This is a genomic window from Brachybacterium sp. GCM10030268 (assembly GCF_042666305.1).
Taxonomy (GTDB): domain Bacteria; phylum Actinomycetota; class Actinomycetes; order Actinomycetales; family Dermabacteraceae; genus Brachybacterium.
In genome coordinates this window covers 41,899-52,493 of record NZ_JBHTCW010000016.1, presented here as the reverse complement: position 1 = coordinate 52,493, position 10,595 = coordinate 41,899, and the positions used below count along the sequence as shown (strand labels likewise).

The 10,595-nt window shown below is 68.1% G+C and carries 9 protein-coding genes; 3 read left to right on the top strand and 6 right to left on the bottom strand.

The annotated features are described in order from the left end of the window. Positions 1-81: 81 nt before the first annotated feature. Positions 82-1,263 carry a hypothetical protein gene (locus ACFQRD_RS16090; RefSeq protein WP_377804760.1) on the top strand — a complete coding sequence of 394 codons (1,182 nt, stop codon included), beginning with the start codon at positions 82-84 and terminating at the stop codon, positions 1,261-1,263. A 135-nt stretch (positions 1,264-1,398) separates the two neighbouring features. On the opposite strand, the gene xylB is transcribed toward ACFQRD_RS16090, so the two are convergent. Beyond that, on the bottom strand, positions 1,399-2,787 hold the full coding sequence (gene xylB, locus ACFQRD_RS16085; protein ID WP_377018672.1) for a xylulokinase: 1,389 nt from the start codon (positions 2,785-2,787) through the stop codon (positions 1,399-1,401). A gap of 138 nt (positions 2,788-2,925) precedes the next feature. Beyond that, on the bottom strand, positions 2,926-4,119 hold the full coding sequence (xylA, locus tag ACFQRD_RS16080) for a xylose isomerase (RefSeq protein ID WP_377018671.1): 1,194 nt from the start codon (positions 4,117-4,119) through the stop codon (positions 2,926-2,928). A gap of 180 nt (positions 4,120-4,299) precedes the next feature. Here xylA and ACFQRD_RS16075 point away from each other — a divergent pair, with 180 nt between their 5' ends. Beyond that, the gene (locus ACFQRD_RS16075) at positions 4,300-5,463 is read left to right on the top strand and encodes an ROK family protein (protein ID WP_377018670.1); all 1,164 of its coding nucleotides are present in this window, start codon (positions 4,300-4,302) and stop codon (positions 5,461-5,463) included. 36 nt (positions 5,464-5,499) lie between these two features. On the opposite strand, the gene ACFQRD_RS16070 is transcribed toward ACFQRD_RS16075, so the two are convergent. Continuing rightward, the gene (locus tag ACFQRD_RS16070) at positions 5,500-6,543 is read right to left on the bottom strand and encodes a LacI family DNA-binding transcriptional regulator (RefSeq protein ID WP_377018669.1); all 1,044 of its coding nucleotides are present in this window, start codon (positions 6,541-6,543) and stop codon (positions 5,500-5,502) included. Between the two features lie 227 nt (positions 6,544-6,770). Between ACFQRD_RS16070 and ACFQRD_RS16065 the strand changes: the two genes are divergently transcribed. Then, positions 6,771-7,748: an acetylxylan esterase gene (locus ACFQRD_RS16065; protein WP_377804759.1), complete on the top strand. Its 978-nt coding sequence runs from the start codon at positions 6,771-6,773 to the stop codon at positions 7,746-7,748. A gap of 106 nt (positions 7,749-7,854) precedes the next feature. Here the strand turns inward: ACFQRD_RS16065 and ACFQRD_RS16060 are convergent, their stop codons facing one another. From ACFQRD_RS16060 to ACFQRD_RS16050, 3 genes are all read right to left on the bottom strand, one after another. Further along, positions 7,855-8,451, bottom strand: coding sequence for an alpha/beta hydrolase (locus ACFQRD_RS16060; protein WP_377018998.1), 597 nt, complete (start codon positions 8,449-8,451; stop codon positions 7,855-7,857). A 230-nt stretch (positions 8,452-8,681) separates the two neighbouring features. Beyond that, positions 8,682-9,608, bottom strand: a complete 927-nt coding sequence (locus ACFQRD_RS16055) for a carbohydrate ABC transporter permease (RefSeq protein ID WP_377018997.1) — start codon at positions 9,606-9,608, stop codon at positions 8,682-8,684. An 8-nt stretch (positions 9,609-9,616) separates the two neighbouring features. Further along, positions 9,617-10,591, bottom strand: a complete 975-nt coding sequence (locus ACFQRD_RS16050) for an ABC transporter permease (RefSeq protein ID WP_377018666.1) — start codon at positions 10,589-10,591, stop codon at positions 9,617-9,619. Between the last annotated feature and the right edge of the window lie 4 nt (positions 10,592-10,595).

Genomic DNA, 10,595 nt, shown 5'->3' with positions numbered 1-10,595 from the left:
TGTGGAAGGTTGACTCGAAGGATCACACGGTGACCGCGTCCACGTCCGAGACGATCACGGCAGCCACCGCGCTACACCACTATGCGGGACTCAACTGAGGGTGACGGCGACGGCCTTCCCAAGACGTTGGTTTTCTGTGACCCAAAGGGCAGCTTGACACTCAATGGACTGCAAGTCTCCAAGCGAGAATGCGGCCCAGTGCCATCCGGCCGAGCGCGCCCTCAACTTGTGTTTTTCGGGCGCGCCGCCGAAGTGCGCGACGAGTACGCAGTGAGGGAAGTGGCGTCAACGCTCGACGGCATCGAGGAGTTCGCAGGGTTCTCACCAATGACACTAACGGAGACGTTTCGACCCGAGGCCGGAGTCGCGGTGAGAGTCGATGTGGATGCCTCAGAAGTAGTTCACTGGGCGCACGGCGAATTCGAGTTCGAGATCCGCGCGAACCTCGCATGGCGTGCCACGGAAGGGCGCTCTTTCACTACTGAGAGCAGTGCCCCACTACTCGTCACGAAGCACCCCGAAGGCGCGACTGTCCAGGAGCACATAGGGCAACAACGTGCGATCCGGGCGCTCCTCACACTGGCATTTGGGCGCCCCCTCCGTTGGCGAAGCCACCGCGCCAAGGACTCCGCGTTCCCCATATTTACTTTAGACGGACAATCACACCCCGGACAATCGATTGAAGTCCAGTACCGTCAGACGGTGCGGAAGCTGAACCGGGAGGCCGTTCCGCACAGCCAACTCTTTGCGCCTGCTTTATCGCTACGTACGCTCGGAAGCGAAGGACTCAAGCGATGGATGCGACTCTATGACGACGAAGGAGTCCGTAGAGCAGTCGATGCAGCCGTCGCCGTCTTCGACGACGTTGAAGGGTACCTCGAACCGCAGATGATGATGCTGGCGACCGCCCTGGAAAGGTTCGCACACTACTGGAAAGGTGGTGGGAAAGCTGATCGCCTCGCGCGCAGCATCGAGCGCTGCCTTGAGAATACCGACGTCCAGTGGGAGGAGAGGCTCGGCACGACAAAGGATATCGCGAAATTCCTGGCCTGCATCAACAACGACCTAAAGCATGCGGACCGACCGAGCTTCCCCGATGGAGCCGAGCTCTACTGCGCTGTCGACCTAGCCGAAATAGTCGTTCGTATGCAACTTGTAAAGATGCTCGATCTCGGAGAGGTGGGGCGCGAAGGCTTCGAGAAGACTAACGACTTCCGTAATGCTATTGACGGGTTCGAGAGGAACAGTGTCAGCATCCAGTGATCAAGTCGCGATACGAGTCCAAGGCTGCGCCCCGAATCGGCTTCGGATTCCTGGACAGGGCTCACGCGATGCCGTGGTGAAGGTACTGGGTGCGGTATAGCCCCACCAGGGCCAGACCGGCGCTTCCCTGCCCATTCAGATCCAGTCGGCGGTGCGGTCCTTCAGCTCCCGGTAGGCGGCGAGCACCTCGGGGGTGGGCTCGGCCTCGAGGGTGCGGCTGCCGGTGACCTCCCACGCCGGGGGCCCCTCGGTGCCGGCGAGCGCCCAGGCGGCCTGGCGGGCGGCGCCGAGGGCCACGTACTCCGCTGCCGGGGCGACGGTGACGCCGCGGCCGAAGATGGCCGGGGCCAGCTGCTGGACGGCCTCGCTGCGGGCACCGCCGCCGATCAGCGTGATGCCCGCGGCGGTGGTGCCGGTGACCTCCTCCAGCGCCGTGACGCCGTCGGCCAGGGAGCACAGCAGGCCCTCGATGTAGGCGCGGGCGATGTCCTCGCGACTGGTCGAGGTGGACATCCCGGTCAGGGTTGCCCGGGCGTCGGGCCGATTCGGGGTGCGCTCGCCGTCGAAGTAGGGCAGCAGCGTCACGCCGTGGGCCCCGGGAACGCTGGCCAGGGCCAGCTGCGCCATCTCCTCGTGGGAGACGCCCAGCAGCGAACGGCCGGCCTCGAGGATCCGGGCGGCGTTGATGGTGGTGGCCATGGGCAGGAAGCGCCCGGTGGCGTCGGCGAATCCCGTGATCGAGCCGGTGGCGTCGTTGGGGCGGGCAGAGCTGACCATGGCGCACACGCCGGAGGTGCCGATGGAGACGGAGACATCGCCCTCGCCCTGGGAGAGGCCGAGGGCGGCGCCCATGTTGTCCCCGGTGCCGGCGGCGATCGCGGCGCCGGACGGGGTGCGGGCCATGACCTCCTGCGGGGTGCCGGGCAGCCGCGGCAGCTCGAGGGTGCGGCCGAGGGCGAGCTCGACGAGGTCGGGCTTCCATTCCTCGGTGCGGGTCGAGTAGTAGGCGGTGCCGGAGGCGTCGCCGCGGTCGGTGAACGCCTCTCCCCCGCCGGCGAGGTGACGGGAGACATAGTCGTGGGGCAGCAGCACGCTGGCAGCCCGGCGGGCGCTGTCGGGTTCGTTGTCACGCACCCAGCGCAGCTTGGAGGCGGTGAAGGAGGCGACCATGAGGCTGCCGATCTCCTCGACGGAGGCCTCCGGCCCGCCCATCTCCTCGATCAGGGCCTCGGCCTGCGGGGCGGAGCGGGTGTCGTTCCACAGCAGCGCATCACGCACCACCTCGCCGCGCTCGTCCAGCAGCACCATGCCGTGCTGCTGGCCGCCGACGGCGACGGCCTCGGCGCGCTCCAGCAAGGGGCCCGCGGCCTCGTCGACCGCGTCGAGCCAGGCTCGCGGATCGACCTCGGTGCCGTCAGGGTGGGCGGCGCGGCGCTCCTCGAGGACGGCTCCGGTCTCGGCGTCGACGAGCACTGCTTTGGTCGCCTGGGTGGAGGAGTCGATTCCGAGAACGGAGGGGGCCATGAGGGGTCCTTTCCTGCGGCGGTGGAGGCTGCGGCGGTGGAGGGTGCGACGGCGTGGAGCGAGGGCAGGGCACGGCGAGGGCGGCGCACGCAGCGATCCTACGTGCGCCGCCCTCGGCCAGTCAGACGGGTCGGCCGATCAGGCGCGGAAGCCCAGCAGGTGCTGCATGGCCAGCTGCTGGAGCCGCACGAAGCCGTAGTTGCGCTCACCGGCGGCATCGGCGTCGAAGTCCTCGTAGGTGGAACGGTCCGCGAGGACGTCCTGGAGGGACTCGCCCTCGCCGATGGTGGGCTCGGCCAGCTCGCCGATGCCGGAGTAGGCCAGCGCCTCCTGGACCTCGGAGTCCTGACGGAACGCGAGCGCGCGCTCCTTTAGCATCAGGTACATCTCCATGTTGGCCGCGGCGGAGTCGTACTGGCCCTGCTCGTGCTCGGTGCGCGAGGGCTTGAAGTCGAAGTGGCGGGCGCCCTCGTAGGCGCCGGGCTTGGACGGGAAGCCGTTCTCGAGCAGGTCGACGGTGAAGAAGGCGCTGATCAGGTCGCCGTGGCCGAACACGAGGTCCTGGTCGTACATCGGGCCGTGCTGGCCGTTGAGGTCGATGTGGAACAGCTTGCCGGCCCACAGCGCCTGGGCGAGGCCGTGGGTGTAGTTCAGCGTGGCCATCTGCTCGTGGCCGGTCTCGGGGTTGATGCCCACGATGTCGCCGTGCTCAAGCTGCTCGATGAAGGCCAGCGCGTGGCCGACGGTGGGCAGGAAGATGTTGCCGCGGGGCTCGTTGGGCTTGGGCTCGAGGCCGATGCGGAGGTCGTAGCCCTTGTCCTTGATGTAGCCGGCGACGGTGTCGATGCCCTCGGCGTAGCGCTGCATCGCGGCCAGGAGGTCCTTGGACCCGTCGTACTCGGAGCCCTCGCGGCCGCCCCACATCACGAACGTCTTCGCGCCGAGCTCAGCGGCGAGGTCGACATTGGCCAGCACCTTGCGCAGGCCGAAGCGGCGCACGGAGCGGTCGTTGGAGGTGAAGGCGCCGTCCTTGAAGACGGGGTGGGCGAAGGTGTCGGTGGTGACCATCTCGATCACCAGGCCGGTCTCGTCGGTGACCTTCTTCAGCTGATCCAGGACGCGCTGGCGCTCCTCGGGTGTGGCGTCGAAGGGGATCACGTCGTTGTCGTGGAACGTGAAGCCCCAGGCGCCCATGTCGGCGAGCTTGCGGACGTGCGCGGTCAGGTCCAGCGGCGGGCGGGTGGCGGCGCCGAACTGGTCCTGGGCCTGCCAGCCGGTGGTCCACAGACCGAATGAGAACTTGTCGTCACGGGTGGGGGTGGGTGCGGTCATCGTGAGCGCTCCTTCATCGGATCATCGGGCGGACGGCAGGCCCGCCAGGGGTCGTCCCTACGGGATCGCGGCAGGCGTCTCGACCTGGTCGCCAATCCTTAGTAAGTTTCCGTTACTAATCTAGACGTGCGACGCTGTCCGGCACAAGTCGGAGCCCGGGCGGCCAGGAGGAGGAACCGCATGCAGTCGATGCACCTGCGCGAACACAACCTCTCGGAGATCCTGCGGGCGCTCGCCGAGGCCTCCTCCCCCACCTCGCGCGCCGGCCTGTCGAAGCTCACGCGGCTGACCAAGCCGACCGTCTCCAAGCTCGTCGAGGAGCTGGTCGAGGCGCGTCTGGTCCAGGAGGACACTCCCCTCTCCTCCGGGTCCGGGCGCCCGATGGTTCCGCTGCAGCCGGCCGCCGGCACCCTGCTCGCCGTGGGGCTGGAGATCGCCGCCGACCGCATCTCCTGCCTCGGCATCGATCTGGCCGGCGGGACCGTCAGCACGTACACCGAGTACCTCCAGGTCACCGCCACGTCGGTGGATCAGGCGATCGAGGTCGCCGCGCAGCTCGTCGGCCGGGTCCGGGCCGACGCCGGTGCGCTGCCCGTGGTCGGGGTCGTGGTCGCCGTGCCCGGCCGCATCGCCCCGGACGACGGCCGCGTGCTCTCGGCCCCGAACCTCGACTGGACCGAGGTGCCCCTGGTCGGGCGCCTCCAGCAGCATCCCGAGCTGGCCGACCTGCCCGTGCGCGCGCAGAACGACAACCGGCTCTCGGTGCTCACCGAGATCGGCCACCGGCCCGGGGAGTCGTTCATCTACGTGCGCGGCTCCACGGGCGTCGGTGGGGCCGTGGTGCTCGGCGGATCCCTCCTGGACGGCGTGCACGGATGGGCCGGCGAGTTCGGGCACACCGTCGTCGCTCCCGGCGGGGCGCAGTGCCGCTGCGGCCGACGGGGATGCCTGGAGGCCTACGTCTCCTACCACTCGCTGCTGGAGCGCGCCGGGCTGGGGCAGGAGGTGCGCATCGAGGATCTCGTGGACGAGCTCTCGGCCCGCACCGACCGCGCCGAGGTGATCGGCATGATCGGCCGCTCCCTCGGGCTGGCGGTGGCCAATGCGCTGAACGTCCTGGACCTCTCGACGGTAGTGCTCTCGGGCTATCTCGCCCCGATCGCCGATGAGCTCGCCCCCGTGATCCGCGAGACCGTCGAGGCCCACGCACTCGCCGCCGAGGCCGGGCCCATCTCCATCGAACGCTCCGACGGGGTCACCGACCCCGCCCTGCGCGGCGCGGCACGGGCGGCGCTGCAGCCGGTGTTCGAGGCCCCCGGGCAGTGGATCGAGCGGATGGGCTGAGGGCGGGGAACGGTGGGCGGACGCTCGGTAACGGCGTCAGCTCTCGCCGACCGGTGCGGTGGATTCCCGCTCGATCAGCTGCGTCTCCAGCTTGAACGGGTGAGCGAACAGCCCCGGGTCCGAGGACAGCGCCAGCAGCCGCTCGACCGCCACCTGCCCCATCGAGAAGAGCGGCTGTCGCACCGCGGTCAGCTGCGGATGCGTCCAGCTCGCGATCATCGTGTCATCGAAGCTGACCACACTGAGGTCCTCCGGAACCCCGATGCCCAACTGCCGCGCCGCCCGCAGCGCCCCCACGCCCAGCGTGTCCGCGACCGCGAAGATCGCCGTCGGCGGCTCCGGCAATCGCAGCAGACGATCCGCACCGCGCTGACCGTCCTCGTAGTCGAAGCTGCCGTGCTCGATCAGGTCCTCGTCGACCGCGATACCGGCCTGCCCCAAAGCCGTGTGATACCCCTGCACCCGCTGCCGCGCCGGCACCGAATCCTCCGGTCCACCGATCAGCCCGATCCGACGATGCCCCAGATCCAGCAGATGCTGCACAGCCGCCGCACCGCCCTCCCAGTTGGTGGCGGAGATGGCGACGACGCCCTTGGTGCCAGGGCCGATGGTCACGGGGTCGATCGCGATCAGGGGCAGCTCGAGATCCTTGCTCCAGCGGGCGTGCTGCGGGCCGATCGGGGAGGTCACCGCGATGAGCCCCTCGATCCCGCGTGCGGAGAGGTCGGCCATCTGCGCGCGAGTGGGGCCTGCGTAGCCGTCGGCCTTGGCGTCGACGCTGATCACGAGCAGGTCCACGCCGGCCCGGCGGGCGGCATGCTCGGCGCCCTCGAGCACCTGCAGGGCGTAGGGGCTGGTCAGGGTGTCGAAGTGGATCATCACCGAACGCCGGCGGTCGCTCTCGCGCCGCTTGGGCTGGTACCCGAGGTCGCGGGCCGCGTCAGCGACCTCCTGGCGGGTCGAATCGCGCACGTCGGCGCGCCCGTTCATCACCTTCGACGCCGTCGCGAGGGACACGCCGGCCTTCTCGGCCACATCCTTCAAGGTGACCCGGCCCAGCCGCGCAACGTCCTCTGACATGTCCTGTCCTCATCCTCGCGTCTCGATACGGCCCCACGTCGCCCCCGGCACCCTGGAGGATATCCCGCGCCGGACTGCCTTGACCGGCCACGTCGGGGACTCTAGCCTAAACCCTGAGAGAAAATTCCGACGAATTTTCGGGCAGTTTCTGTCATTCGGCGGTCGCACCGATGCGACCTTCCTGATGACGACGACAGTACCGGTTCACATCGATGTGGAGGCGCCTCGTGGCCCTGTTCGACATGCCCCTCGAGGCCCTCCGGGAGTATCTGCCGGTGCTCGAGGAGCCCGCCGACCTCGACGACTTCTGGCGCGAAACCCTGGACCGAGCCCGCTCCCAGCCGGTGCTGATCGAGGTGGACGCGACCGAGAACGGGCTCTCGTTGGTGGAGACCTTCGACGTCAGCTTCGCCGGTCACGACGGCGCCCCGATCCGCGCCTGGTACAACCGGCCCGCCGGCGTCAGCCATGACCTCCCGGTCGTGGTCGAGTACATCGGGTACGGGGGCGGCCGGGGAGAGCCGCTCGAGCGCCTGGCCTGGGCATGCGCCGGCTACGCACACCTGTTGATGGATTCGCGTGGCCAAGGCGCGTCCGGCGCCGGTGGCCACACCCCGGATCCGATCGGCTCCGGGCCGGCCGTCCCCGGCGTGATGACGCGAGGGATCGAGTCCCCGCAGACGTCGTACCTCACGCGCCTGCTGACCGACGCGGCCCGTGCCGTCGACGCCGCCCGCGCCCTGCCCGGGACCGACGGGCGCGTGGCCGTGGCGGGGAACAGCCAGGGAGGCGGGCTCGCCCTCGCCGCCGCGGGCCTGGTTCCCGACGTCGACGCCCTGATCAGCAACGTCCCCTTCCTGACCCACATCCGGCGCGCCGTGGACATCACCGACGCGAGCCCGTACCAGGAGATCGTGCAGTACCTCTCCGTCCACCGCTGCGCGGAGGAACAGGTCTTCCGCACGCTGTCCTATATCGACGCTCTGCATCTGGGCCGACGGGCCACCGCGCCGGCTCTGTTCTCGGTGGGGCTGCGGGATGTGACCTGCCCGCCCTCGACCGTGTTCGCCGCCCACAACCACTACGGCAGCGCCACCGGGACGCCTCCGGAGCGGGAGATGGTCGTCTACCGCTTCAACAACCACGAGGGCGGCGGGCCCGTCCAGCAGCGCCGCCAGCTGGACTGGCTGCGCGAGCGTCTCTGAGAGTTCGGCGAGTTCATGAACCACCCCGGCCCTCCCAGCCGCCCCCGAAGGAGAACCTTGCGACGCCGCTCGAGGTCGTCGCCATGGCCGGTCTACGCAGCGGCGCTCAGCGCGCGAGGTCGTCAGCGGCACGGGCCAGCAGCCGCGCCAGCTCTGCCGGAGCGCTCAGCATCGGCCAGTGTCCGGAGTCGATGTCGACGTACCTGAGGTCCGTGGCCTTGGCCAACTCGGGGACGTCTCCGGCGCCGATCCACTGCTCGGCCTGCTCGACGCTGAACTCCGGGCAGAACAGCACCACCGGGACGTCGTAGCGGCGCGGGTCGGCCAGTTCGACCCGCGCCTGGGCGACACCGTCGGGCACCGGGATGGCGGTCATTGCCAGGTGCTCCTTGGTCGCCTCGTCCAGATCGGCCGAGTCCGGGCCGGCGAACGGCTCCCATCCCGGGAACGGCATGGTGCCGTCCTCGATCGGGAAGAAGTCGGCGTAAGCGGATCCGTGCTGACCGGGGATGCCTCCGATCATGCCCACCCCGGCCACCTGGTCCGGCCGGGCATCGGCGACCAGCCAGGCCAGGGCCGACGAGGCGGAATGCCCCACCACGAACGGCGAACCGTCGGCCGCGTCGACGGCTTCCGTGGCCGCGGCGATCTGGTCGACCAGAGTCGCCTCGGCATTGCCGTCCCCCTGCCCGGGAAGTGTCAGTGGGACCGCCCGGTGCCCTCGAGGTGTCGGGCGACCTCGTCCCACACCGTCACGTCCAGCCAGAGCCCGCCCATCAGAATGATGTCCATGGTGAGGACGATAGACGCCTATCAGGACACTCCAGGGCGAGAAGCGGATCCTCGCCCGCCTCACCGTGGCGCCTCTCTGCCTCGCCATGACGACGAACGGGCGGTGCATCAGTCCCGGGCGGGTCAGGATGAAGCGGACGTTCAGCCCTTGACGGAGCCGAGCATGATGCCCGAGACGAAATACCTCTGGACGAAGGGGTATACGCACAGGATCGGGATGAGGATCAGGATCATCGTGACGGACTGGATGTTCGCGTTGATGTCGCTGATGCTGGACCCCGAGGCCGCCGCCCCTTCCGACGCCGCGGTCGAGGCTCCGGCGATCAGATTCCTCAGGAACAAGGTCACCGGGAACAGGTCGGTGCGATCGAGATAGAGGAACGCAGCGAACCAGTCGTTCCAGTATTGCACCGAGTAGAAGAGCACCATCGTGGCGATGACAGCCTTGGACAGCGGCAGCGTGATGCGGAAGAAGATCCCGAACCACGAGAGGCCGTCGATGTGCGCCGCCTCCTCGAGCTCCGTCGGAAGGTTCTCGAAGAACGCCTTCATCACGAGCAGGTTGAACACCGACAGCGCGGGCGGCAGGATCACCGCCCACATCGTGTTCTTCATGCCGAGCGATGAGATCAGCACATAGTTCGGCACGATGCCGCCGTTGAAGAACATCGTGAACACGGCGATGCCGATGAGCAGACTGCGGCCCCGTAGATGCTTCTTCGACAGCACGAAAGCGTACGTCGTGGTCAGCGCCATGGCGATCGTCGTCCCGAGCACGGTGTACAGCACGGTGTTGCCGTAGCTGCGCCAGAAGTCGGCGTTGTTCGCCACGGCCCGGTACGTGTCGATATTGAAATCGACCGGGAAGACGCTGACCTTGCCGGCGTTGATCGCCCCCGCCGAGCTGAACGACTGCGCCACGAGCATGATGAAGGGGTAGAGCATCACGCCGCACAGCAGGATCAGGGCGGTCGTGTTGATGACCGTGAAGATCCGGTAGGACCGGGAGTCCTTGATCCTCGCGGCCCGAGGCACGACCGGCTCCCTGCGCGGGGCATCGGCTTTCATCGCGTCGATCACCACAGGCTCGTCCCCACCAATCGTCGAGAAATGTAGTTCGCGGTCATCACCATGGCGAATCCGATGATCGCCTGGAACAGACCGATGGCCGCGGCGTAGCTGAGGTTGTTGGAGACGAGACCCACCCGGTAGAGGTATGTGGAGATCACGTCACCGGTCGAATAGGTCATGGGGTTGTACAGCAGCAGCACCTTCTCGAAGCCGACGTTGAGGAAATTGCCGATGTTGAGGATCAGCAGCGTGACCATCGTCGGGCGAATTCCGGGCAACGTCACGTGCCACGTCTGCTGCCACCTGTTCGCGCCGTCGATCCTCGCCGCCTCGTAGAGCGCGTCATCGACAGCGGTCAGCGCCGCCAGATAGAGGATGGTTCCCCAGCCGACGGTCTGCCACGCTTCCGAGGCGACGTAGATGAACCGGAACCATTCGGGTCTCTGGAGGAACGCGACGGCGTCTCCACCGAAGAACTCCACGAGCTGGTTCACCGTGCCCTGCAGAGAGAGCAGCTGGTAGACCATGCCGACGACGATCACGACGGAGAGGAAGTGCGGGAGATAACTGATCGACTGCACGATGCGCTTGAAATGACGCCGTCTGACCTCGTTCAACATGAGCGCCAGGATGATCGGGAGCGGGAAGCACACGGCGAGCGTCATCGCGCCGATGATCGCCGTGTTCGCGAAGACGTTCCAGAAGGCGGGGTCCCGGATGAACATCTCCACGTAGAGCGTTCCCACCCACTCATCGCCGAAGATGCTGCCGCCCGGCCGGAACCGGCGGAACGCGATGGCATTGCCGAGCATCGGAAGGTACCGGAAGACGGCGAGGAACAGCAGCGGCAGCACTGCCAGCGCGTACAGCGGCCAGTCGCGACGCAGCGCTCGCCGCCAGGCGCCCGGGCGGCGTTCGGGAGCGGGACGTCGCGACGCGGGATCCTGCGCCGCGACGTCTCGGGATTCCATGATCGTCATAGGT

Excerpts from the sequence above, each read along its gene's own strand:
- ACFQRD_RS16090 (WP_377804760.1), top strand. The coding sequence starts at position 82 with ATGCGGGACTCAACTGAGGGTGACGGCGACGGCCTTCCCAAGACGTTG.
- xylB (WP_377018672.1), bottom strand. The coding sequence starts at position 2,787 with ATGGCCCCCTCCGTTCTCGGAATCGACTCCTCCACCCAGGCGACCAAA.
- xylA (WP_377018671.1), bottom strand. The coding sequence starts at position 4,119 with ATGACCGCACCCACCCCCACCCGTGACGACAAGTTCTCATTCGGTCTG.
- ACFQRD_RS16075 (WP_377018670.1), top strand. The coding sequence starts at position 4,300 with ATGCAGTCGATGCACCTGCGCGAACACAACCTCTCGGAGATCCTGCGG.
- ACFQRD_RS16070 (WP_377018669.1), bottom strand. The coding sequence starts at position 6,543 with ATGTCAGAGGACGTTGCGCGGCTGGGCCGGGTCACCTTGAAGGATGTG.
- ACFQRD_RS16055 (WP_377018997.1), bottom strand. The coding sequence starts at position 9,608 with ATGAAAGCCGATGCCCCGCGCAGGGAGCCGGTCGTGCCTCGGGCCGCG.
- ACFQRD_RS16050 (WP_377018666.1), bottom strand. The coding sequence starts at position 10,591 with ATGACGATCATGGAATCCCGAGACGTCGCGGCGCAGGATCCCGCGTCG.